This window comes from Erythrobacter sp. SDW2, from assembly GCF_021431965.1.
In the GTDB taxonomy this organism is placed as follows: Bacteria; Pseudomonadota; Alphaproteobacteria; order Sphingomonadales; family Sphingomonadaceae; genus Parerythrobacter.
Genome location: NZ_CP090370.1, coordinates 895651 through 918030, shown reverse-complemented (window position 1 = coordinate 918030; position 22380 = coordinate 895651). Strand labels below are relative to the sequence as shown.

The 22380-nt window shown below is 63.9% G+C and carries 20 protein-coding genes, 1 tRNA gene and 1 pseudogene; 8 read left to right on the top strand and 14 right to left on the bottom strand.

Going from position 1 to position 22380, the window contains the following annotated elements; genetic code table 11:
• Positions 1 to 44 precede the first annotated feature (44 nt).
• Both LY632_RS04495 and LY632_RS04490 read right to left on the bottom strand, forming a co-directional pair.
• Positions 45 to 194, bottom strand: a complete 150-nt coding sequence (locus LY632_RS04495; RefSeq protein ID WP_234092610.1) for a hypothetical protein — start codon at positions 192 to 194, stop codon at positions 45 to 47.
• A 222-nt stretch (positions 195 to 416) separates the two neighbouring features.
• Positions 417 to 492, bottom strand: a tRNA-Trp gene (locus tag LY632_RS04490).
• Positions 493 to 596: 104 nt separating this feature from the next.
• Here LY632_RS04490 and aat point away from each other — a divergent pair.
• On the top strand, positions 597 to 1349 hold the full coding sequence (aat, locus tag LY632_RS04485) for a leucyl/phenylalanyl-tRNA--protein transferase (protein ID WP_234092609.1): 753 nt from the start codon (positions 597 to 599) through the stop codon (positions 1347 to 1349).
• 35 nt (positions 1350 to 1384) lie between these two features.
• On the opposite strand, the pseudogene LY632_RS04480 reads toward aat, so the two are convergent.
• The 4 genes and pseudogenes from LY632_RS04480 to LY632_RS04465 all read right to left on the bottom strand — a co-directional run.
• A pseudogene (locus LY632_RS04480) lies at positions 1385 to 1561 on the bottom strand (DUF2155 domain-containing protein); the annotation flags it as partial.
• 221 nt (positions 1562 to 1782) lie between these two features.
• Positions 1783 to 2178, bottom strand: coding sequence for an NADH:ubiquinone oxidoreductase subunit NDUFA12 (locus LY632_RS04475; RefSeq protein ID WP_234092608.1), 396 nt, complete (start codon positions 2176 to 2178; stop codon positions 1783 to 1785).
• A gap of 73 nt (positions 2179 to 2251) precedes the next feature.
• Positions 2252 to 2761 carry a DUF192 domain-containing protein gene (locus LY632_RS04470; protein WP_370636556.1) on the bottom strand — a complete coding sequence of 170 codons (510 nt, stop codon included), beginning with the start codon at positions 2759 to 2761 and terminating at the stop codon, positions 2252 to 2254.
• The gene (locus LY632_RS04465) at positions 2737 to 3297 is read right to left on the bottom strand and encodes a regulatory protein RecX (protein ID WP_234092606.1); all 561 of its coding nucleotides are present in this window, start codon (positions 3295 to 3297) and stop codon (positions 2737 to 2739) included. Before LY632_RS04465 ends, LY632_RS04470 begins: the two co-directional genes overlap by 25 nt.
• Before the next feature lie 130 nt (positions 3298 to 3427).
• On the opposite strand from LY632_RS04465, the gene LY632_RS04460 reads away from it, so the two are divergent.
• The 4 genes from LY632_RS04460 (at position 3428) to LY632_RS04445 (ending at position 7632) form a co-directional block, all read left to right on the top strand.
• The gene (locus LY632_RS04460) at positions 3428 to 5167 is read left to right on the top strand and encodes a fatty acyl-AMP ligase (protein ID WP_234093326.1); all 1740 of its coding nucleotides are present in this window, start codon (positions 3428 to 3430) and stop codon (positions 5165 to 5167) included.
• Between the two features lie 160 nt (positions 5168 to 5327).
• On the top strand, positions 5328 to 6542 hold the full coding sequence (locus tag LY632_RS04455; protein WP_234092605.1) for a toxic anion resistance protein: 1215 nt from the start codon (positions 5328 to 5330) through the stop codon (positions 6540 to 6542).
• Entirely contained in the window at positions 6542 to 7330 is a 789-nt protein-coding gene (locus tag LY632_RS04450; RefSeq protein ID WP_234092604.1) for a hypothetical protein, read from the top strand. Before LY632_RS04455 ends, LY632_RS04450 begins: the two co-directional genes overlap by 1 nt.
• Complete coding sequence (locus tag LY632_RS04445; protein WP_234092603.1) at positions 7330 to 7632, top strand: polyhydroxyalkanoic acid system family protein; 303 nt, start codon at positions 7330 to 7332, stop codon at positions 7630 to 7632. Before LY632_RS04450 ends, LY632_RS04445 begins: the two co-directional genes overlap by 1 nt.
• Before the next feature lie 10 nt (positions 7633 to 7642).
• Here LY632_RS04445 and LY632_RS04440 read toward each other — a convergent pair whose 3' ends face one another.
• The 4 genes from LY632_RS04440 to LY632_RS04425 form a co-directional block, all read right to left on the bottom strand.
• Positions 7643 to 8380: an energy transducer TonB gene (locus tag LY632_RS04440; protein ID WP_234092602.1), complete on the bottom strand. Its 738-nt coding sequence runs from the start codon at positions 8378 to 8380 to the stop codon at positions 7643 to 7645.
• 92 nt (positions 8381 to 8472) lie between these two features.
• A complete protein-coding gene (locus LY632_RS04435) occupies positions 8473 to 11880 on the bottom strand; it encodes a TonB-dependent receptor (protein WP_234092601.1) in 3408 nt (1135 codons plus the stop codon).
• A gap of 244 nt (positions 11881 to 12124) precedes the next feature.
• Positions 12125 to 13054, bottom strand: coding sequence for an isopenicillin N synthase family oxygenase (locus tag LY632_RS04430; RefSeq protein WP_234092600.1), 930 nt, complete (start codon positions 13052 to 13054; stop codon positions 12125 to 12127).
• Between the two features lie 9 nt (positions 13055 to 13063).
• Positions 13064 to 14371 carry a NupC/NupG family nucleoside CNT transporter gene (locus tag LY632_RS04425; RefSeq protein ID WP_234092599.1) on the bottom strand — a complete coding sequence of 436 codons (1308 nt, stop codon included), beginning with the start codon at positions 14369 to 14371 and terminating at the stop codon, positions 13064 to 13066.
• 161 nt (positions 14372 to 14532) lie between these two features.
• Between LY632_RS04425 and LY632_RS04420 the strand changes: the two genes are divergently transcribed.
• The 3 genes from LY632_RS04420 (at position 14533) to LY632_RS04410 (ending at position 17061) form a co-directional block, all read left to right on the top strand.
• Positions 14533 to 15231: a queuosine precursor transporter gene (locus tag LY632_RS04420; protein ID WP_234092598.1), complete on the top strand. Its 699-nt coding sequence runs from the start codon at positions 14533 to 14535 to the stop codon at positions 15229 to 15231.
• Positions 15232 to 15327: 96 nt separating this feature from the next.
• Positions 15328 to 15990, top strand: coding sequence for a helix-turn-helix domain-containing protein (locus LY632_RS04415; protein WP_234092597.1), 663 nt, complete (start codon positions 15328 to 15330; stop codon positions 15988 to 15990).
• 147 nt (positions 15991 to 16137) lie between these two features.
• Positions 16138 to 17061 carry a sensor domain-containing diguanylate cyclase gene (locus tag LY632_RS04410; RefSeq protein ID WP_234092596.1) on the top strand — a complete coding sequence of 308 codons (924 nt, stop codon included), beginning with the start codon at positions 16138 to 16140 and terminating at the stop codon, positions 17059 to 17061.
• A gap of 6 nt (positions 17062 to 17067) precedes the next feature.
• Here the strand turns inward: LY632_RS04410 and LY632_RS04405 are convergent, their stop codons facing one another.
• The 4 genes from LY632_RS04405 to LY632_RS04390 form a co-directional block, all read right to left on the bottom strand.
• Positions 17068 to 20325 carry an amidohydrolase family protein gene (locus LY632_RS04405; RefSeq protein WP_234092595.1) on the bottom strand — a complete coding sequence of 1086 codons (3258 nt, stop codon included), beginning with the start codon at positions 20323 to 20325 and terminating at the stop codon, positions 17068 to 17070.
• Positions 20326 to 20423: 98 nt separating this feature from the next.
• Entirely contained in the window at positions 20424 to 20999 is a 576-nt protein-coding gene (locus LY632_RS04400) for an NTP transferase domain-containing protein (RefSeq protein ID WP_234092594.1), read from the bottom strand.
• Complete coding sequence (locus LY632_RS04395; RefSeq protein ID WP_234092593.1) at positions 20992 to 21912, bottom strand: XdhC family protein; 921 nt, start codon at positions 21910 to 21912, stop codon at positions 20992 to 20994. Before LY632_RS04395 ends, LY632_RS04400 begins: the two co-directional genes overlap by 8 nt.
• A 7-nt stretch (positions 21913 to 21919) precedes the next feature.
• Complete coding sequence (locus LY632_RS04390; protein WP_234092592.1) at positions 21920 to 22378, bottom strand: cytochrome c family protein; 459 nt, start codon at positions 22376 to 22378, stop codon at positions 21920 to 21922.
• Positions 22379 to 22380 lie beyond the last annotated feature (2 nt).

Genomic DNA, 22380 nt, shown 5'->3' with positions numbered 1-22380 from the left:
AAAGACATCCCGCCCCTTTTTGCCTCGGGCACCATCCTGGTGGCTCAGTGGAACCCGAACAATCGCGCGAGAATGCCGGGCTGCTGCATCGGCTGGACCGGGCCATAGGCCATATAGCGGGTGCTGGCGTCGCTGAAGGGGCGCGGGCTGGTCCAGGCGTCGGGACGGCTGCTGCGGAACGTGTAACTGCTCAAGGTGCTGCTCCTATCCGATTCGAACCCCTATTCGGTTCATCGATGGAATCGCACGCTTCGTCTTGCAGAAAGCTGAATCGCCCAGTTGCGGGCCGTTCAGCTTTCCCGACGAAAAGCTTTCAAACGGTCACCGGATCATCCCCGCGCGATGGAGCGCAAGCCCGCCAGGGCAAGCGGCGATCGGGACAGACCCCACGTCGGACTGGAACGAAATGGAGGGAATGGCAGGGGCGAAGGGACTCGAACCCATGACCCTCGGTTTTGGAGACCGATGCTCTACCAACTGAGCTACACCCCTGCAGGGAGCCGGGCCTCTAGGGCAAAGCGCCCCGCTCGCGCAAGCCTCAATTGTCGCGTTTCGCCATGGCGGCGCGACGGGCGCGGTGGCATAAGCGGAAAGCCATGCATGCCCCCCGTTCCAGCCAGCGCCCCGATGCGATCCCGGTGGACCTGCTGCTGCTGGCCTATCGCAATGGCATTTTCCCCATGGCTGACAGCCGCGAGGACCAGGAAGTCTTCTGGGTCGAACCGCGCGAACGGGCGATTATCCCCATCGGCGGCTTCCATTGCTCGCGCTCGCTGGCGCGGGTAATCCGGCAAGAGCGGTTCAAGGTCACCGTCGACCAGGACTTCGAAGGCGTGGTCCGGGCCTGTGCGGCCCCGCGTCCCGGGCATCCCGAAAGCTGGATCAGCGAGCGGATTGTCGCCAGCTATCGCCAACTCTTCGCTGCCGGGCACGCCCATTCGATCGAATGCTGGCAGGACGGCGAGCTGGTGGGCGGGGTCTACGGTGTCGCGTTCGACCGGGTGTTCTGCGGCGAAAGCATGTTCAGTCGCAGGCGAGATGCCTCGAAAGTCGCGCTCGGCTGGCTCCTGGCCTTGCTCGAAAGGGCTGGCTGCGTGCTGTTCGACTGCCAGTTCATGACAGGTCATCTGGCCTCCCTGGGCGCGATCGAGATCCCGCAGAAGCGATATCTGGAACTGCTCGATGCCGCGCGCGGCACTCAGCCATTGACTCTACCGGAAGCCTATTCGGCGGTCGTCGACGTAGCGGAGGGCGATGCCGACGGCGTGGCGGATGGCGACGGGTCGGGGGCAGCAGGTGCCGCTTCACCCGGATACCGCATCGCGCAATCCTTGACCCACACATCGTAGATCGGGTGCTCGACCACCGCGAGGCTGGGCGAGCTCTTGAACATCCACGAAGAGAAGATCTTGCGCCAGTTGCCGGCGTCGTCACCCTTGCCTTCGACCAGGACCTGAACGAAGGCGCCGGTTTCCTGCGGCATTTCCCACGGCGCGGTGCGCTCGCAGGCGGAGACGCGGACGATGATGTCGCCGACGCGGCGCGATTCGCCCGGCTTCATCACCAGATCCCGCGAGATATTGTTGCGCTTGTTGAGCAGGCCGATGGTGGCGACGCGCTCGATCATCGGGGTTGCCCCCTCGACATCGGCGGCGATCCGGGCGGTATTGCTGGTCTGCAATTCCTCCGGCACTTCGGTGGCGACCGCTTCGGGCTTCGGCGGCGCGCTGTCACAAGCAGGGAGCGCCAGCGCGCCGAGGAGGATCGCAGCCGAACGCATGTTCAGGCGTCCGGGCTCCAGGCTTCGTAATCGCCGACAGCCTTGGCCCGCTTGCCTCCGCGTTCCAGCGCGCCTTGCGGCCGATAGGCTGCAGCCGTGCCGGTGGCATTGGGGGTGTAGTCCACTTCCCAGATGCGCGGCGGCGGCAGGAAGCTTTCGGGGACATCCTCGAACGAACCGTGGAGCCAACCGTGCCATTCGACGGGCACGCGACTGGCGTCATTCGGGCCGTCATAGATTACCCAGCGACGCTCCCGCTGGCCTTCTTTCGCTTTCGAGCGGTAATACTTGTTACCCTGCGCGTCGGTGCCGACGTGCTCGCCCTTGCGTGCGGTCCACAAATGGGTGCCGATGGTCGCCCCATCCCACCAGGTGAAGATCTTGCCGAGAATGCTCATTGCGAGGGGCGATTAGCGGATTGGACGGAGCGGGCCAAGGTGCAACTTCACCCTTCCCGCATCCATTCCGCCCTTACCAGTCCACTTTATCGCCAGGCTGGATGCCGAGTTCGGCAGCGCGCCCCCCAGCAATCTCGAAGACCGCGATCACCGCGCCTTGCGACTCGACCCCGTCGAGCGAGTAGGGGACGGTCATCGCCGCGATATTGGCGATGCGCCGATCCGGGCCGATGAAGATGATGTCGAGCGGGATCGGGGTGTTCTTCATCCAGAACCGCGCGGGCTCTGCCACCTCGCGCGGGAAGATCATCGCTTCGTCGGGCGCGAGTTCGGTGCGGAACATCAAACCCTTGGCCTGTTCCGGGCCGGTAGCAGCGACCTCCGTGCGGAAGGTGTGAACTTTCTCGCCACTAGTCACGGTCACCGGAATGATCGCGAGACCCGAGATCGGATGTGTCGCCGGCGCGCTCGCCTCGGCCTTCGCAGCAACCTCCGCCCCGGCTTGCGGCGAGCAAGCCAGCAATCCGGCAGTTGCCAGTGCCGCACCCAGAAATGCCACTACTCGATCGCTTCGCTGACCCATGCCTCTGCCTCGTCTTCGCTGGCGGCTTCGAGCACCGCCCGTGCAATGTCGAAGCCATGCCCCGCACGTATCATCGCCGCAAGCTGCTTTTCGCGAAGCGCCCTGTCGGCGGGTTCGCCGGCAAAAGGTCCGAAGCGTCGCTTGCGGGCCAGCTGCAGCGCTGCTGCCCTCGCTTCATGCGCGCTGGCGGCAACCGATGCCCGCAGGTCCTCGCCAATGCCCGCCTGACCCAGCGCCTGCGACACCCGGCGCGGGCCATAGCCACGTCGCAACAGGTCGCCGCTCTTGGCGCGCGCGTAGGCCGCATCGTCGACGTAGCCAAGTTCGGTATAACGGGTGACCAGCGCAGCGACATCCGGCTCGGCCTCGCCTTCCCAGCCGCGCTCGCGCAGCTTGCGTTTGAGATAGGCCTCAAGCTTGCCCCCGCTGGTCGCAAATCGGGCTACATAGGCCAGCGCAAGGTCGCGCAGCCGCGTCTCGTCGAGGGGCTTTGTCGGGCGTTTTGCCCGTGGACGGGAAGGCCGCTTCGCTTGCATCGGCCATATTCGTGCCACAGTGATTATCAAATGGGAAAACTTTGTGACGGTGCAGGCTTTGTTCATTGCGCCGCGTTCAGGGACAGGAAGCGCCTAAGTGCGCGAAAAGATACGGGTTTCGCCACAGATCATGACCGATAACACGCTGATTCCAACCCCCAACGATTGTCCGCTGCCGCGGCGACGGTCAGATTTTGCGACCTTCAACGAGGCAATCGACTACGCTGCGCGCAGCAAAAAGGGACTGAATTTCCATGATGCGCGGGGCACGCTGGAGCGGGTCTATCCCTATTCGCAGATGCGCCAGGATGCGCAGGCCATGGCGCGCCGCCTGATGGCAGCCGGCGTCGGCAAGCAAGACCGTGTCGCGCTGGTGGCCGAGACCGTGCCTGAATTCATGGCCCTTTTCTGCGGTTGCGTTTACGCCGGGGCCTGGCCCGTTCCACTGCCCTTGCCGACAACCTTCGGCGGCAAGGAGAGTTACATCGACCAGCTCGGCGTGCAGCTGTCGAGCAGCGACCCGAAGGTCCTGCTCTATCCGCCCGAAATCGCCGAGATGGCCGAAGCTGCAGTTGCCAAGCAGGGCTGCAAAGGCTCCGACTGGGCCAGCTTCGCAGAGCGCGAGGCGCCCGAATGCGACTTCCCCGAGGTCGGCCCGGACGACATTTGCTACCTGCAATATTCCAGCGGCTCGACCCGCTTCCCCACCGGCGTCGCAGTCACCCATCGCGCCTTGCTGCATAATCTCTACGGTCATGCCACGACCATGAACATCGGCGAAGGCGACCGCGGGGTCAGCTGGCTGCCGCTCTATCACGATATGGGTCTGGTCGGCTGTTTCCTCTCGATGGTCGGCAACCAGGTCAGCGCCGACTATCTCAAGACCGAGCACTTCGCACGCCGCCCGCTGGCCTGGCTGGACATGATCAGCCGCAACCCCGGCAACTCCATGAGCTATTCGCCGACCTTCGGTTACGACATTTGCGCTCGCCGCATTTCCAGCCAGTCGAATGTTGCCGAGCGGTTCGACCTGTCGCGCTGGCGGCTGGCCGGCAATGGGGCCGACATGATCCGTCCGGACGTGATGCAGCAGTTCGTCAACGCCTTCGCTGCCGCCGGTTTCAAGGCCAGCGCCTTCACCCCCTCCTACGGCCTCGCCGAAGCGACGCTGGCAGTGACAGTGATGCCTCCGGGCGAAGGCATCCGGGTCGAACTGGTGGAGGAAGAGCGCCTGTCCGGCACGCGCCGCGACCTCAGCCGCCCGGCCCGCTATCGCGCCATTGTCAATTGCGGCAAACCCCTGCCCGATATGGACGTCGAGATCCGCGGCGAAAACGGCGCGGTCAAGGGCGACCACCAGATCGGCAAGGTCTGGTGCCGCGGCCCCAGCGTCATGCACTCATACTTCCGCAACGAGGAAGCGACCGAGGAATGCCTGGTCGATGGCTGGCTCGACACCGGCGACATGGGCTACATGGCCGATGGTTACCTGTTCATCGTCGGCCGGGCCAAGGACATGATCATCATCAACGGCAAGAACCATTGGCCGCAGGATATCGAATGGGCGGTGGAGCAATTGCCGGGCTTCAACCATGGCGACATTGCCGCTTTCAGCGTCGAGAGCGAGAGCGGTGAGGAGGCCCCGGCCGTGCTGGTGCATTGCCGCGTGTCCGACCCGGACGAACGGATCAAGCTGCGCGACACCATTCGCGAGAAGGTGCAATCGGTCACCGGCATGAACTGCGTGGTCGAACTGATCCCGCCGCGGACCCTGCCACGAACCTCGTCGGGCAAGCTCAGCCGGGCCAAGGCCAAGAAGCTGTATCTGTCAGGCGAAATCCAGCCGCTGCAATTGCTCGAAGCGGCCTGAGCGAAGCCGTTCCCGAGAAACTATTGCCCGCTGCCTTTCGCGGGGCGTATGCTCGTGCCCGACGAATGGCATGAGCGCGGCTTGAAATGCGTGTCTTATGCACTTAATACAGCAAGGTGAGCCTCACCGAGGTACGCACAGAAGGGAATTGCACCGGACCATGGCCACGAACGAGACCAAGACCGCGACCGCCGTCGAATTCGAATTGACCCCGCCGACCCCGGTGCCCGAAATCGCACCGGAAAAGGCTGCCGGACTCGTCCCGGTCACAAGCGAGCAGAAGTCGAAGCTCGACGAGAAAGTCGACAGTTTCGTCGATGACCTGCTGTCGGTCGATGCCAACTCACCCGAGTTCGGCAAGAAGGTCGACCAGATCACCAATATGGGCCGCAAGGAAATCCTTGCCGCCGCCGGTCATTCGAACCGCTTCCTTGACCGCCCGGTGCGGGCAATGAGCAAGGACGAGGGCGTCGGTGCCAATCTCGCCGAACTGCGCAGCGTGGTCGAGGACCTCGATCCGTCGAAGCGCGGCAAGCTCACGGGCACGCGCAAGATCCTCGGCATCATTCCCTTCGGCAACAAGCTCAACAGCTATTTCCGCAGCTACCAGAGCGCGCAGACGCACATCCAGGACATCCTCAGCAAGCTGGCCAATGGCAAGGACGAGCTGCTGATGGACAATGCCGCGATCGATGTGGAGCGGGCCAAGCTGTGGGAAGCGATGGGCAATCTCGAGCAGATGATCCACATCTCGCGAACGCTGGACGAGCGGCTGGAAGAAAAGGCCAACGAACTCGACAGCGTCGATCCGGCCAAGGCCAAGGCGGTGCGAGAGACCGCGCTGTTCTATGTCCGCCAGCGCACGCAGGACCTGCTGACGCAGATGGCTGTTTCGGTGCAGGGCTATCTCGCGCTCGATCTGGTCAAGAAGAACAATGTCGAGCTGGTCAAGGGCGTCGACCGCGCCAGCACCACCACGGTCGGTGCGCTGCGTACGGCGGTGACCGTCAGCGAGGCGATGACCAACCAGCGTTTGGTGCTGCAGCAGATCACCGCGCTTAACGACACCACCGCCGGCATCATCGATTCGACCAGCACCATGCTGCGCGAACAGACCGGCAAGATCCACGAGCAGGCCGCCGCCAGCACCATTCCGCTGGAAACGCTGCAGCGCGCCTTCCAGAACATCTATGACACCATGGACGAGGTCGACACCTTCAAGCTGCGCGCGCTCGACAGCATGAAGCAGACCGTCACCGTGCTGACGCAGGAAGTCGAGAAGTCCAAGGGCTATATCGCCCGCGCCGAAGGCCAGGCCCAGGCGCAGGCCAAGGTTGCCGCTTCGGAACCCTCGCTGCTGTCGCTGGGGAACTGATGAGCGACACGACCCGCCAGAGCGACGAGATCCTGAGCGCGGCGAAGCAGTCGCTGGCCTTGCAGCGCGACGGCGGCGTCCACCGTCGGGCCAGCTCGATCGGCCAAGGCTCGGCCCGGCTCAAGCGTGATAATCTGATGAAGAAAGTCCGCAACGTCGCTCTGGCGGTGTTTGCGATCTGGATCGGCACCGGTGTGATCGGCGCGATCATCGGCGGTATCGGTTTCTGGGGCGTCATGCTGCTGGCCGTGGCGACCGTCGTCGCACTCGGCGTTTTCTCGCAGTTTCCGAAGGTCAAGGTGCCAAAGCGGGCCGATATCAACAAGGGCGACGTGCGGCAGATGGTCGCCCGGACCGAGCTGTGGCTGGAACACCAGCGCAGTGCCCTGCCCGCGCCTGCGGTCAAGTTGGTCGAGGACATGGGCGTGCAGCTCGACGCGCTCGGCCTCCAGCTCGAGAAGGTTCCCGCCGACCACGAGGCGATGCGCGAAATCCGCCAGCTGGTTGGCGAAACCCTGCCCGAGATGATCGACAGCTATCGCGCCATTCCCACACATCTGCGGACCGAGCAGCGCGCCGGAGCGACGCCGGACGAGCAGCTTGTGGCCGGCCTCGGCAAGATCAGCCGCGAGATCGACAGCGTCACACGCCAGCTGGCACAGGGCTCGCTCGATGACCTCGCGATCAAGCATCGCTACCTCGACTACAAATACGGCGAAGGAATGGAGGAGGGCAGCGGTGTCCCCCTGCCCGACTTCAGCCTCGACCAGCAGAAGACGGCCGGCTGATGCGCGTCCCGATCCCGCACGAGCTCCCGCGCGAGGAAGCCCGCCGCCGCCTGCGCGACAATGCGCACAAGATGGTCGAGCATATTCCCGGCCCGATGGCGGAAGTGCTGACCGACTGGCCGAGCGAGGACCGCATGGGACTGACCATCAAGGCAATGGGCCAGACCCTGCGCGGCACCGTCGATATCGAGGATCACCAGCTGGTGGTGGAGATCGCCTTGCCCGCCATGCTGTCGTTCATGGAACCGGTCATTTCCGGCGCGATGCAGCAGCAGGGCCAGAAACTGCTGGCGAAGGATTGAGCAACTTCAGTCAGTCCCGCTGGTTGAACTTCACCTCATAGCCATAGCGCGCCTCGACTGGTGTCCCATCGGTCGTTCGCGCCGGGTTGAAGCGGATTTTCTCCATCACCAGCGGGCACACCCGGGCAGTCGCCTCGGCATCGGCGCTGCTGCGCGCAACCGAGCAGCCGGTCGCGCGGCCATCGGTAGTAACGGTGAACACCACGACCACCGATTTGCCGAAACGAGTCTGCCGCCCGCCCTCCGGCACCGGGAAATCGCGCGCCTGGTCGATCTGGCCCGAGCGGACCGAAGGCTTGACCGCGATCCCGCCGCCGCGCCCGCTGCCCGTGCCGCCCGCGCCCGTGCCGTCGCCCGATCCCGCAGCCCCGGTCCCGTCGCCGCCCTGCGTGGCTCCTGAGCGCGTATCAGTGCCGGTGGAGGTCGCCTTGGGCTGCGGCTTGTCGCGTTTGACCGGGACCTTGGGCGTCGGAGCGGTGGTCGGCTTGGGTGTCGCCTCCTTGCCCGGATTGCCTGCTGCACCGGCTTCGTCGGGGGCAGTCGGCATTTGTTCGGGCGGCGTCGTCACTGTGACTGTCACTGCCGAGAGCACGGTGTTCTCGATCTGCGTGACGACACCGGGCGCAAACGCCCGCAGCAGTCCGTAGAATATCGCAATGTGCAGGATCACAATGCCGATGATGACCGGCACGCTCGGCCTGCGTTTGCTGGTCGTATAGCTGGTGCCTTGCGGCGGAGCGCTTTCCATCGCCGCCTTATCGCGCAACGCCGCGACAAAGAAAAGCGGCGGCCTCCACCGGGGAAGCCGCCGCTCTGGTGTCCGTTACCGGTGAACCGGGACTAGAAGTCGTAGCTCACGCCCAGCTGGATCTTCCACAGCGAGGAAGAGCTCTGGACCAGCGCCTCACGCAGGCTGACGGTGCCGGCGGTCGCATCATACTGCCCGTTGATCGGGGTGTAGACATAGCGGCCCTGACCATCGACGCTCGCGCGTACCAGAGCTTCAGTATAGCCGAAGCGCTTGAACACGTTTGCATCGCTGTCGATGAAGTTCAGGAAGTTGTCGAAGTCGACGAACAGCTTGAGCTTGTCATCCTTCAGGCCGAACGCGCTCATCGGACCCGGGATTTCCTGGCTGAAGCGCAGGTCGAGGTCATAGAACCACGGGTTCTCGCACGAGTTGCGCGGGATCGTCTGGCCACGATACTTGGCGATGCACTTGTTGCTCGAGATGAAGTTATCCAGGGCAGTGGCAAAAGCCGCGTTGGTGATGACAACGTTCGGATCGCCCACCCCGTTCGGGATGTACATCAGCGAGTTGAAGTCGCCGCTGGCGCTGTCGTTCAGCACTGCCGACGGAGCGTTGTCCCACACGATCGAGTAAGGACGACCCGAACGCGCTACGAACACGAAGCCGAAGCTGGTGTCGTTGTCGCCGAAGAACTGCTCGCGAACGTTCAGGCCCAGCGTGATGTTGTGGGTCGACGAATACTCGCTCCGCGCAACATCGACAGCCTGGCGATCGGCAGCGGCGACGATGTCGAAGCTGGAGGTCGCGGTCGAGCTGTTGTTGTTACGGTTGTTCTCGGAGTCCGTGTAGGCGTAGCCGAGGTTGAAGTTGATCCGGCCACCGTCGGTGAAAATGCCGCTGCGCCAGTTCTTCGACAGCAGGACCGAAGCGATCTTGCTTTCGTAGCTGGCACCGTTGGTCAGCTGGATTTCGTCGTCGCGGCTGGTGTTGAAGCAGGCGGCGCTGATTCCCGAATAGACCGGCGGTCGGCCACCTTCGTTGAGGAGCGTGGCATTACAGCCAGCGGCCGTCGGGTCGATGGCCCGATAGATCGGTCGGCCATCAACCGTGGTGCCGGTGGCAACCTGTGACAGGTCGACGAAGTCCACCGGGTTCACGAACCGCGAGTAGATGAAATCGGCACTCAGGCGCCAGTCGCTGAAGAAGCCGCTTTCGGTCCCGATGATGCTGGAAACGCCCAGGTTGGCGCGCCACACGGTCGGCATCTTAAAGTTCGGATCGGTCGACTGGGTGTCAGCCAGGCCGCGTGCCGACTGCGTCGCTGCATTGGCGAGCACGCATTGCGGGATGCCGGTGAACTGGCCGTTGACAACCACATCAGCCTGCGCACCGCCGGTGAAGCAGCCGCCCGAGCCGGTCTGGCCAAAGCCGACTGCAAAACCGTTGTTCGAGAAGGCGTTGGAGAAGTACACCGCCGGGTCACCACCGGTGAAACGACCGACGCCGCCCTTGATCTGGGTGTTGCTGAAGAACCCTTCGTTATAGATCTCGTAAGTGAAGCCGAAGCGCGGGAGCACCACCGGATCGATCTTGCCGAAGCTGTTGGCGTTGGTGAAACCGTAACGGTCGAAGAAGTTCGCGTTCGGCGTCGGGGCATCGCCCGAAAGCCACTCGACACGGACCCCGCCGATCACGTTCAACTGGTCCGTCATCTGCCAGTCGTCCTGGACATACATGGCAAAGGTGTTGCGCTTCCAACGGGCAGCGGCATCGTTGATGTCGCCGGTTGCGGTGAAGTTGCCGTAGGCACCAGCCGATTGGCCGGCCACGATCTGGTCACCGCTGGGGAAGGTGTTGGTGCCAGTCGAAATCAGCCCTGCAGCAAAGTCAGCCAGGTTGTCGAAGGTCAGCGTACCCGTCGAGTTCTGCGCAAAGAGGTTGAAAACCTTGAGCTGGTTGAACTCGCCACCGAATGTGATCGTGTGGTCGTCCTTGTTCCAGCGACCGAGTGCCTTGACCTGGGTGACCGTGGTCTTGAGGTCGTTCGACGTCCGCGAGAAGCCCGGACCGGCAACAATCGAGCCGGCGATGCCGTTGTTCTCCACACCGACGACGAAGCGCGGCATCGGGTTGTCCGACTGAGCTTCACCGCCGCCGACAGGGCCCTGGACGTCCTGCACTTCGGCGCGACTGATACGCAGTTCGGTCGAGAAGTCCGACGACCAGTCCGAATAGAGGCGCAGCGAGTAATAATCGCTGTCCGTACCTTCGTCCTCGAAGCTGTTGAAACCGGTCAGAACACGGCTCGAAACCGAAAAATCGTCACCCTCGACATTGGTTTCCTTGAGCTTCTGATAGGTCGCTTCAAGGCGGTGATCTTCAGTGATGTAGGCATCGAGGCGGCCAAAGAAACGTTCGCTCGATTCCGGCAGGTTGGTAGCAAGGCCACCGGTTTCGAAGCCATAGGTCTGCGACAGGATCTGCGAGAACTGGTCGAACTGTGCCTCGGTCACGAAGTCGAGTTCGTTCGGGTAGCCAAGGCCGGCCGGACCGTCTTCCTGGCTGTCAGCGAGGTCGGTCTTTTCATAGCCGAGGAAGAAGAACAGGCGATCCTTGAGGATCGGGCCGCCCAGCGTCGCGCCCCAGCGCTTTTCCTTGTAAGGCGAAGCCGAGAAGTCGACGCCCTTGGCGGTGTCGCCCTGCAGGCTATCCGAGGCGTAGGTGTAGAAGGCCGAGCCGAAGAATTCGTTGCGACCCGACTTTGTCACGACGTTGATCGCGCAGCCGGTGAACTGGCCGTACTGGACGTCGAACGGTGCGAACTCGACCGAGGTTTCGCGGATCGCGTCATAGGGGAGCGGCAGCGAGTTGCGGCTGGCGAACGGGGTGCCGTTGAGGCCGAACAGGTCGGACTGGGCGATACCGTCGACAGTGAAGGCGTTCGAGCGGTCGTTGCCGCCGAGGCAGCTGACGCGATCGACTTCGTTCGAGCGGTCGAGGCTAACGCGCGGATCGATCCGGATGATGTCGCGAACGTCGCGGCTGATCGAGGGGAAGGCCTCGATGGTCTCGGTGCCGAACGACTGACCCGGGCCGATCGCTTGCTGGCTCAGCGAGACGCGCTCGCCGGTAACGACGATGACGTCCGAACCGCTCGAAAGCGCGAAGGTCAGCTGCGAGTTACCCTGAAGGTTGATGTAGACTTCTTCGATGGTCTGGCCCTGGAAGCCGCCCGAATTGGCGGTGACGGTGTAGGGGCCGCCGGTGACCAGGCTGTCGACGCGGAACTGGCCTTCGGCGCCGGTGGTCAGCGTACGCGAGGTGCCGGTGCGGGTGTCGGTAATGACAACGGTTGCCCCGGCCAGCGGAGCGCCGCTGTCATCGGTGACGGTACCTTCGATACCCGAAGTGATCTGCTGAGCCGCGAGCGGTGCCGGAAGCACGACAGCGGTGGTGATGCTCGCAGCGGTGGCGGCGAGGAGATATTTGAGCTTCATGGACTACCCCTTTTGGAGAGCTCGTGGACGAACGATTGAATCGAATCTGGTGAGCCGGAACCCAGGCCGGTACTCGCCTATGGCCCAGAGAGGTGAATTGTTACAGTGGCATGGCACGGATTTATCCACCTGCCACAGTAGGCCGATTCTCTTGGAAATCTTCGGATTTGCAGGGACTTACGTATGTTGCTGCAATGCAACACAATCAGAGATTCTGACTCCCCCGGCAGCTCCGGCACAGTTCTCAGGCCAAATTGATCTCGCGCAGGCGCTGGAGCAGGAACTCGTGCGACGAAATCGGCGGCTGCGGCACGTTGCCGGTGACGGACTCGGGGCATGACGCCAGCGGCTCGATCATGAAGTCGGGCCGGAAATGCAGGAAGAACGGCATCGAGTAACGCGCCCGGTAGGCCGCCTCGCCGCGCGGGTTAACGACGCGGTGGGTGGTCGAACGCAGCTTGCCGTTGGTCAGCCGGTCGAGCATGTCGCCGATATTGACCGCCAGCGCGCCCGGCGGCGGGTTCACGGCAAGCCATTCGCCTTGTTTGGTCAGCAGTTCCAGCCCGGCTTCCTCCGCACCCAGCAACAGCGTGATGGTGTTGATATCGCCATGGGCTGCGGCGCGGATCGCGCCTTCGGCTTCCTTGCCTTCGAGCGGGGGATAGCGCAGCAGCCGCATCACCGAATTGCCGTCCTTGACGGTGTCTTCGAAGTAGTTGCGATCCAGCCCGAGATGGATGGCGATTGCCTCCAGTACGCGCAGGCCGGCCTTTTCGAATGCTGCATAGAGTGCCTCGAAGGTTTGTTCGAAACCCTCGACCTCGTGCGGCCACACATTGGGCGCCATGAATTCGGCCAGCGGGTGGCCTTCCGGCAGCGAACGGCCGACATGCCAGAATTCCTTCAGATCATGGACCTTGGCATCCTTGGCCTTCTCGGTCCCGAACGGCGTATAGCCGCGCGCACCGCCGCCGCCGGGGATCTTGTACTGCAGCTTGGTTTCGTCAGGCAGCGCGAAGAAGGCCTTGGACATTTCCTCGGCACGGTCGATCAGCTCTTGCGGAATGCCATGGTCGCGGATCACCGCGAAGCCGAATTCAGCGAAGGAATGGCCCAGCTCGTCGGCGATACTCTCGAGCGGCTGGTCAAGCGAAACGGAAGCGATAGTTGGCATGGCGTCTACTTAATAGGGGAGGAACAGACCCGCCAGTGCTGCGCTCATCAAATTGGCGAGCGAGCCGGCGGCAAGGGCCTTGATACCGAGCTTGGCAATAACCGGTCTTTGATTGGGCGCAAGCCCGCCGGTGACTGCCATCTGGATCGCGATCGAGCTGAAATTGGCGAAGCCGCATAGCGCAAAGGTGATGATGGCGCGGCTGCGTTCAGAAAGCGTCTCCAGCTGGCCCAGCTCGATGAAGGCGACGAATTCGTTGAGCACGATCTTGGTTCCGAACAGCCCCCCGGCGGTGCCCGCCTCTGCCCAGGGAATGCCGATCAGGAACATGACCGGGGCAAAGACGTAGCCCAGGATCTGCTGGAAGCTGAGATCGGGCAATCCGAACAGACCGCCAACTGCACCCAGCAGGCCGTTCGCAAGCGCCACCAGTGCCACAAAGGCAAGCACCATGGCTCCGACGGCAACGGCCAGCTTGACGCCGGTCTGTGCCCCTTGCGCGGCCGCCTCGATGATGTTGGCGGGGCGGTGCCCTTCCTCGAAAGTCTCGGCCACGGCGACCTCGTGCGGCTTGTCACCCTCGGTGATCGCCGCCGGTCCGTCGCCGCTGATGCGCGCGGCGGGGAGCGTGATGTTGCCTTCCGCCTCGGGCGTGCCGCCGTCCTCGTCGGGCATGATGATCTTGGCCATCAGGATCCCGCCCGGGGCCGACATGAAGGCGGCGGCGAGCAGGTAGGGCAGGTATTCCTCGCCCAGTAGCCCGGCATACGCAGCAAGGATTGTCCCGGCGACCCCGGCCATGCCGACCGCCATCAATGTGAAGAGACGACTTGGGCTGAGTGCGGCGAGATAAGGCCGCACCACCAACGGGCTTTCCGACTGGCCGACGAAGATGTTCGCCGCCGCGCCGAGTGATTCGACCTGGCTGATCCCGGTAACCCAGCCGATCGCGCCACCGACCCAGCGCACCACCCGCTGCATGATGCCGAGGTAATAGAGGATCGAGACCAGCGCGGCGAAGAACACGATCACGGGCAGCGCGCCCAGCGCGAAGGTGTTGGCGAGCGGATTGTCGGCCCCGAACAGGAACTCCGTTCCCTTGTTGGCATAGCTCAGCAGCGCGGCGACACCATCGGCCATACCCTGGATCACCCGCCGTCCGCCGCTGGTGCCCAGCACCAGGAACGCCATCAGCGCCTGCAGGGCAAACGCTGCCCCAACGATCCGCAGCTTGATCCGCTTCTTGCCGCTCGACAGCAGGAAGGCGAGGCCGAGGATGGCAAGAATACCGAGGATGCTGGTCACGAAGGGCGGCATGCAGTTTCTTTCGTAACGAAGAAGAACTTTGCCCCCTTCGCCGCTCGGCGCTTGACAGTCAATCGCAGGGACGGGGCACGAATGTCCAGCCGTGGGAAACTACGCCGCGGCCGGGTGGCAGACTCTTCCCTTGGGGCCCTTGTCTCGCCTATGCCTCCGCAATGGAACAGACCACCGCCGCCGCGCCGCAAGCCAGTGCCGCACCCCGCCTCCCCGTCGGCCTTTTTACCTATCTCGTGCTCTACGGCGGGATGACTGTGCTGGCAGGCGTGGTCGCTTATAAGCAGGTACAGCTATGGCCAAGCCCGCTGGCCGTGGAAGCGGGAATTTTCCCGTTCCTGCTGCTGGTGGTAATCTCCAGCACCATCGCCCAGCTCTACGGCAAGGCCACTGCCAACAAGCTGGTCTGGATCGGTTTCCTGCCGCTGGCGCTCTCGGCGGCCTTGATCGGGCTTGTCCTGAGCTTACCGCCCTCGCCCGAGATGATCCAGTTCCGCGGCGAGGACCTCGCCGCGTTCGAGCGCGTGCTGGGCCAAACTCCGCGTATCCTGATGGCGGGGCCTGCCGCCTACATCACGTCGCTGCTGCTCAACATCTGGATCTTCTCCAAGCTGGCGGGCAAGGCCGGGCCGGACGGAAGCACTGCCAGCCTGATGATCCGCGGTGCGGTAGCATCGGCGCTCAGCCAAGCAATCGATTCAGTCATCTTCGTCACTCTCGCCTTTTATGGCGAATTCGACATCACCAACCTGCTGATCGGGCAAGTGCTGGCCAAGGTGACGCTCAGCTTTGTCCTGGTGCCGTTTCTGATCACAGGCGGTGTCCTAGGCGCGAAGTGGCTCGACCGCCGGTTCCGCTGACGCAGGTAACGTTTGCGCGCCGTTAACTTCGTCTCCTAACGCCGGCTTAACGCTATCGGGCCGAGCTTTCTCCTCCCCCAACAGGAGAATCTCGACGTGGCCATTCCCGGACTTCTCGTTCCAACATCCAATGCCGATAGTGGGCGCGATTCGCCGCGCCGGGCGGTCCGGCTCGCCACGGAGGGCCTGCGGGCGAATGGCGAAGAAACGCTGGTGCGGCTGCACAACATCTCCGCCAGCGGGCTGATGCTGGAGAGCGATGTGAGGCTGGAAAAGGGCGAAAAAGTGATGATCGACCTGCCGCTTGCGGGCCCGACGCCAGCCCGTGTCGTGTGGCGCAGCGCCTCGCTCCACGGCTGCCGCTTCGACCAGCCACTGTCACTCGCCGTGCTCAGCGCATCAGAGCTCAAGAGCGCTATCGCCCCTCCCGAGCAAACGCCACCAGCGCAGGGCCCCGCGCTCGGCTCGCTCGGCAAGCGGCTTGCCACCTTGCGGCAGAAGCGCGGGCTAACGCTGGCACAGGTGGCGGAGCAGTTGGGCGTCAGCAAGCCAACCGTCTGGGCGTGGGAACATGACCGATCACAACCCGTTGCCAGCCGCATCGGCGCACTGGCCGACACACTGGGCGTGGCCGAGGCCGAACTCATCACGGGCCGCGACATCAGCCACGCCGAAGCAGCCATCGCCGAAGCCCGCCAGGTCATCGCCGATGCCTACGGGTGCAGCCCACAACAAGTAAGGATCATGATCGACCTTTAAGAGAATCATTGCCCGCGTCTGCAAATTATAGTTAATACCAATCAAGTCGATTCTTAAGTAAGGCAAGTTATATAAATCGACTAACAGGGAAACTATAAATAGCGGTCGCAAGAACATTGCGGGCGGGTCTTTGGGGGCAAAGATAGTATGATGCTGGATTTTTCAGCAGGGGAACTCGCGCAACTGTGCGAGCTGGTTTCGGGTACTGCAAGTGACATTCTCTTCAAGACGGATAGCGACGGCTTCATCGTCCATGCCTCGCAGGGCATTGCCATGCTTGGCGAGCCCCTTCCCGCAGTCCTGATCCCGCCGCGACTGCAGGACCTGGTGGCGTATGATCACCTGCGCGCGGTGGAGGCGGAGCTGGCGTTAGCCGCAGCAGGCAACGCCGAGCGTGGCTGGACCGAGTTCCGAGTCGCGGGCGGATCGCACGACGGTCGCTGGTATGCGATGCGACTCGTCCCCGCACGCGAGCGAGACGGACGACGCGACGTGCTCGGCATTCTGCACGACGTGCATGAACGGCGGATGCTGGAGGACCGGCTGTTTACCGCGCGCATGACCGACCCGTTGACGGGCCTGACCAATCGCATCGCCTTCGATGCCATGCTTGGCCATGTGACGACGCAAGGCCTTGAGGGAACCCTGGCGCTGTTGGCGATCGATCATTTCCGCGCCATCAACCACCGGCTGGGGCATCGCTTCGGGGACGAAGTGCTGGCCGGCTTCACCGAGGTCCTTCGCACAGTGATGCGCAAGGGCGATACCGTTTCCCGTATCGGCGGAAGCTGCTTTGCCGTGCTGCTGGTCGATACCGGTCACGCCGAGGCATCCCGCCTGTGCCACGAGGTTCAGCATGTCTTTGCCGCTGAATTGCGCGCGGGCAAGGTCACCCTGCCCCTCTCTGCCTCTGCCGGGATCGCCGAGTTCAGTCGCTGCGCCGAAGACACGCTGCGCCGTACCGAACTGGCGCTGGTGCTGGGCAAGAACAGCGGGCGGCTGCGGCACGAGCGTCCGACTCGCCCGGCCATAACCCGCGCGCCGCAGCAGATGCTCAGGCGCGCGGGCTAGGCTCGGTCATTCCCACCAATAGGGCTTGCGCTTGGCAGTGCCGGTCTCGACCTCGTCCATGGTCTTGGCATCGTAGAGCCGACCGCCGAGCATCACTTGGGCGATCTTGTCCGAATTGCGGATATCCACGCTGGGGTCTGCATCGAGCACTACCAGGTCGGCGAGCTTGCCGACTTCGAGGCTGCCGATATCCGCCGCCATGCCAAGCGATTGCGCGGGAACGATGGTTCCTGCCCGCAGCGCCTCGACCGGGGTCATGCCGCCGCGCACGAAGCTCCACAGCTCCCAATGCGCCGCAATCCCGGCCTGCTGGCCATGCGCGCCGATGCTGACCTTCACGCCGCGGTCCGCCAGTTTCTTGGCTTCGCGCGCCGCATTGTCATCGACGAAGGCCCATTCAGGCGCCTTCGTCCGACGCGCCGTTTCGGCAAGCAGCATCTTGGTCGGCGTATGAACCATCAGCGGATTGAGCCACACATCCGTCGCCTGCCGCCAGTAGGGATCTCCCGCCAGCCCGCCATAGGTCACCACCAGCGTCGGGGTGTAGTTGCTGTTGCTCTGGCCGAAGAACTGCAGCACGTCCTCATAGAACACATCAGCCGGGACATTGTGCTCGACCGTAGAATTTCCGTCGGCCACCAGATTCATGTCCATGCCGAACAGCGAGCCGCCCTCAGCCACAACCAGCATGTTTTCTTCAGCGGCGGCGCGGACGACCATCTGGCGTTGTTCGCGACGCGGCTGGTTGTAGTTCTTGACCGAGATGCCGCCCTGGGCCTTGATCCGGCGGACATGGGCCAGCGCGTCTTCATAACTGTCGATGCGGGCATAGACGCTGGGCGACTTGGCACCATAGATGATCTCGCCGGTCGAGAAGATCCGCGGCCCCAGCAGCATACCGGCCCGCTGGCGCTCCGATGCGGCGAAGATCATGCTCGCCTGTGACGAGGGATCGTGGATCGTCGTTGTGCCAAGTGCGAGGTTCTGGATCAGCGACCAGTTCTGTTCCGGGATCAGGTCACCAACCCCCTGCGGTCCGTGGGCATGGGCATCGACCAGGCCCGGCATGATGACCTTGCCTGACATATCGATGACCTTCGCCCCGGCCGGCGGGGCGAAGCGGGCGGTCGTGCTGTCGAACACCGCCGTGATGCGATCGCCCTCGATCACGATCGTGCCGTTCTCGATTGCGCCAGCACCGTCGCCCGCCATGGTGAGGAGCTTGGCCCCCGTCAGCACCACGGTCCCGCTTGGCTTGGCCGCACGCTGGGTCATGGCCAGCGAGATACCGTCGGATGGCGGCGTGAACTTCGCACCCGACCCCGGCGCGTCGGCAAAAAACGCATCGGTGTTAGCCCGGTAAAGCACCGGCCCCATCGTCCAGGTCAGGGTCTTGCCGCCGTCGGCCCAACCGATGTAGTCCGCCCCTCCGGTCGAGGCTCTGGTAACCGGCAGCGATCCGCCATTCTCGCCCACGCCTACCGCTTGCCCGCCGGGCATCAGCGGCATCGCGAAGACCTCGTAGTTCTGGCGGAAGGCAAGCAGCTTGCCGTCGGGCGAGACGTGGAATTCGCTGGCCAGGTCGCCTTTGGCATGGGTCCGCTTGGCTTCTCCGCTCAGGTCGGTTGAAACCAGCGAGATGCCGCCCCCGCCGCCTTCGACCATGAACAGCCGGTCGTTGTCGGCCCCGAACTGCGGCGCAGCGCCGCTATCGGACACCAGTGCAGGCGTGCCGCCACTCGCAGCGACGCGATAAACACCCTGCGCGTCGGAATATTCCGGCGCGGTGAGGTAACCCCCGCCGCGCTTCTCGAACACGATGGTCTTGCCGTCGGGAGAGAATTTCGGAACGGCATAATGCCCCGGCTGGCTCGTCACCACCCGCTCGCCCCCGCCGTTGGCATTGGCAACGACGACCCTGCCCAGTCCGTCGTCGGTCCAGCGCACGAATGTGATGCTCTTGCCGTCGCGGCTGAACGACGGCCAGGCCTCCAGCCCCTCGGCCGAGAACAGCCGTTTGGGCGTGCCTCCGCTCACCGGCCGGGTATAAAGCTTGCCCAGCGTTTCGTAGACGACAGAAGAGCCATCGGGTGAAACCGTAGCGAAGCGCGGGATCGATGTCGTAAAACTTTCCGGCGCGACCGGGATCACCGGATGCGGCGCATCGGCGATGTCGCGGGTATCGTCGATCCGGAACGGGATCACCGCTTCGCCCGAACCGTCCTTGTCTACGCGGCGGAGCTTGCCACCGGCCCAGAACACGATCGACCGGCCATCAGGGGTCCAGTCCATGTTGGGATAGACACCGGTGACGGCCCAGGTCTCCTGCACGTCGAGGTCGAGCTTGCCGTAGATCATCTTTTCCGCGCCGCTGGCCAAATCCTTGATCCACAGCTGCGACTGGTCCTTGTCTCGGCGGACGAAGGCGATGCTCTTGCCATCTGGCGACGGAGCCGGACGAACCGCGCCGCCATAGCCATCGACCGCCGTGCTGCGCTCGCCGCTTTCGATGTCGTATTTCTCGATCACGAAGATGCCGGCATTCGAATCCTGCGCATACTCGAAAATCGGCCCGCCGGTGTCGTTGCGAGTGAAATAGATCGACTTGCCATCGGGCGCATAGACCGGTTCGCCCAGTTCCTTCTGGTGCGCCTCGTTGGGCCGCTCGACCAGCTTGACGCCGCCCCCGCCAGAGACATGGTAGAGCCAGACTTCGCCCGTGCCGAGCGAGCGGCCGGTGGTGAAATGCTTCTTGGCGACGATGTACTCGCCATCCGGGCTCCAGCTCGGCTGGTTGAGCAGACGGAAGTCTTCCTTGGTCAGCTGCTTCTTGTCGCTGCCGTCCGCGTTCATCAGCCAGATGTTGTCGCCACCGCCGCGGTCGGAAGTGAAGGCGATCCGCTTGCCATCGGGCGAGAAGCGCGGGTGGACCTCCCACGCCATCCCCTCCGCAATCCGCGTCGGCGTACCGCCCGAGATCGGCATGGTGTAGATATCGCCCAGTAGGGTGAAGGCGAGCGTCTGTCCGTCAGGCGAGACATCGACATCCATCCAGGTGCCTTCATCGGTCTGGATCGGCACCTGCCTGATGGTGGCGCCTTGGGGGGCGTTGACGTCCCACTTCTCGTCTTTCTTGGCGTCCTCTGCCGATGCAGCAGCGGGCGCGGCCGCTTCGGCAGGCTCCGGCGCGGCGTCCTGGGCAAAGGCGGTGGCCGGCAACAGCACAAGCGCGCTGGTCGCCAGCAGGGCGTGAATAGTTTTCATGAGACAATCCCCCGGTTGGATGTTCTGTTGGCGCGAAGTTCTAGGCAGCGCGCACAGCAATGCCAATGCCGCGTTCGACGAACGTCATGGCGCGGCGGTCAAGAGTAGCGGGCGAGCGCCGAAGGGTCGTCGATATCGACCAGCCATTCGGATTCGCAGGTGAGAGCTTCCGCGCCAGAGACCAAGGCCCGCGCCCCGGTGTCGCCGGTCGCTTCCTTAAGTTGCGGAAAATGGGCACTACCGAAAAGCGCAGGCGGCGTTGGCGACGTACCATTGTGCGATGTGACCAGCGCATCGGGGCGTGCATGCTCCAGCAAGTCAGCGAAATGGGATGCGGGAACCAAGGGCATATCCGCCAGCGCGATCAGCAGTGCAGTTACGCCTGCGTCCTGGGCCAGCTTCGCGGCCAGTGCGACAGAGCTGCCCATGCCAGTCCCGGCATGCGGATTGGGAACAACAGTAAATCCGGCTTCGCGCCAACCCTTGCCGCAAGGATGCCGCGCGTCCGAGGCAATCACCCAGCGTTGGGCGAAAGGGAGCAGCGAGAGTGTGCGGCACGCGTGCAATCCCAGCATCGTCCCGCGAAATTGCGCCGCCAGCTTGTCGTCAGCCCCAAACCGTCTCGACTGGCCCGCTGCCAGCACCGCAACGGCCACTGGCTGCAGGCTAGCCAATCCGGGCCCCGAAATCCGCCGACAGGTACGCCTGCACGATCTCGCCCAGCGCGCTCAACGCCAGCGTCTCCGGGTCGCGCGAGGAATGGAACAGGCCCAGCGGCGCCCGGATCGAAGCGATGGCGTCAGCGCCCACGCCAGCGCTGGCCAATGCCTCGCACCGCGCTGCATGCGCTTTTCGGCTGCCCATCGCGCTGAGGGCGCAATGCGGCAAAGCGAGTGCCTGCGCCATCAGCTGCGCTTCCCAGTCGTGGTCATGGAACAGGAACACGATGGCAGTCCACGGGTCGCTGGCGAGCAGATGGGTGTCGCTGGTCCTTTCCAGCTTTGTGACGGCCAGTCCCTGCGTTCCAAGGCTGGCAAGGATACGCGGATCGGGGGTCAGGACATGGCAACCCAATTCCATCGCGCGCGCCAGCCTTGCCAGCGCTTCTACCCCTGCACCATGGCCGACTATCAGCAGGCGCAGTTCGGGCCAATGGCCGAAGGCGCGATCGCCCCGATGCCAACCTGCAAGAAATCGTGCCTCTTCGTCGATCCTGATGGAAAACGGCTCGCGCGCGGCAATCGCTTCGCAGGCCCGACCGACCAGACCTGGCCCATCGAGGGGCTGGAAATGGATATCGAGCCCCCCGCCGCAGGGCAGCTTGATATCGACAAAGGGCGAGCCGGCGCCGAACCGGACCACGCGGGGAGCACCTGCTGTCAGTGTCGCCAGCGCCTCGGCCACCACCGCGTTCTCGATGCAGCCGCCTGACAGCGACCCGGCAAAGCTGCCGTCCTCGGCCACCCCCATATGCGTGCCCGGATTGCGCATGGATGAGCCTTCGACGCTGAGCACAGTCACCAGCACGCAGCGCTGGCCCGCTGCCTGTCGTGCCTGCAGAAAGGCGAAAACGCGGCCTTGGTCCAAGGCGGGCCTAGCCGGTCAGCGTGGCGAGATAGGCGATGATGGCCGTGCGGGTCGCCGCGTCGCTCACTGCCCCGGCCGCCATCGATGTGCCGGGCACCTTGGTCGCCGGACCGGCAAGGAACGCGTCAAGCTCGCCCTCCGTCCAGGTCAGGCCCGAATTCGCCAGCGCATCGGAATAAGCGAAGCCTTCCACCGCCGCGGCTTTGCGGCCTAACGCGCCATGCAGATTGGGCCCGATGCCCGACGCCCCGGTCGGATCGACGGAATGACAGGCCGCACAGCTGGCAAAGGCGGCTTTGCCCGCGGCGACCAAGTCGGAAGAGCCTGCCGCCGCCTCCGCCCCCGGCTGTGCCGCAGGCTGGCCCGGTTCGCGTACCACGATCTGTTCGACGGGCGGTTGTTCTTCGGCGCCGCAGGAGGCCAGGGCGAGAACGGCAAGAACGGTGACAGTCAGGCGCATCGACATGG

Excerpts from the sequence above, each read along its gene's own strand:
- LY632_RS04440 (WP_234092602.1), bottom strand. The coding sequence starts at position 8,380 with ATGGAAAGCGCTCCGCCGCAAGGCACCAGCTATACGACCAGCAAACGC.
- LY632_RS04390 (WP_234092592.1), bottom strand. The coding sequence starts at position 22,378 with ATGTCGATGCGCCTGACTGTCACCGTTCTTGCCGTTCTCGCCCTGGCC.
- LY632_RS04435 (WP_234092601.1), bottom strand. The coding sequence starts at position 11,880 with ATGAAGCTCAAATATCTCCTCGCCGCCACCGCTGCGAGCATCACCACC.
- LY632_RS04455 (WP_234092605.1), top strand. The coding sequence starts at position 5,328 with ATGGCCACGAACGAGACCAAGACCGCGACCGCCGTCGAATTCGAATTG.
- LY632_RS04410 (WP_234092596.1), top strand. The coding sequence starts at position 16,138 with ATGATGCTGGATTTTTCAGCAGGGGAACTCGCGCAACTGTGCGAGCTG.
- LY632_RS04475 (WP_234092608.1), bottom strand. The coding sequence starts at position 2,178 with ATGAGCATTCTCGGCAAGATCTTCACCTGGTGGGATGGGGCGACCATC.
- LY632_RS04470 (WP_370636556.1), bottom strand. The coding sequence starts at position 2,761 with ATGGGTCAGCGAAGCGATCGAGTAGTGGCATTTCTGGGTGCGGCACTG.
- aat (WP_234092609.1), top strand. The coding sequence starts at position 597 with ATGCATGCCCCCCGTTCCAGCCAGCGCCCCGATGCGATCCCGGTGGAC.
- LY632_RS04465 (WP_234092606.1), bottom strand. The coding sequence starts at position 3,297 with ATGCAAGCGAAGCGGCCTTCCCGTCCACGGGCAAAACGCCCGACAAAG.
- LY632_RS04430 (WP_234092600.1), bottom strand. The coding sequence starts at position 13,054 with ATGCCAACTATCGCTTCCGTTTCGCTTGACCAGCCGCTCGAGAGTATC.
- LY632_RS04445 (WP_234092603.1), top strand. The coding sequence starts at position 7,330 with ATGCGCGTCCCGATCCCGCACGAGCTCCCGCGCGAGGAAGCCCGCCGC.
- LY632_RS04420 (WP_234092598.1), top strand. The coding sequence starts at position 14,533 with ATGGAACAGACCACCGCCGCCGCGCCGCAAGCCAGTGCCGCACCCCGC.
- LY632_RS04450 (WP_234092604.1), top strand. The coding sequence starts at position 6,542 with ATGAGCGACACGACCCGCCAGAGCGACGAGATCCTGAGCGCGGCGAAG.
- LY632_RS04405 (WP_234092595.1), bottom strand. The coding sequence starts at position 20,325 with ATGAAAACTATTCACGCCCTGCTGGCGACCAGCGCGCTTGTGCTGTTG.
- LY632_RS04460 (WP_234093326.1), top strand. The coding sequence starts at position 3,428 with ATGACCGATAACACGCTGATTCCAACCCCCAACGATTGTCCGCTGCCG.
- LY632_RS04425 (WP_234092599.1), bottom strand. The coding sequence starts at position 14,371 with ATGCCGCCCTTCGTGACCAGCATCCTCGGTATTCTTGCCATCCTCGGC.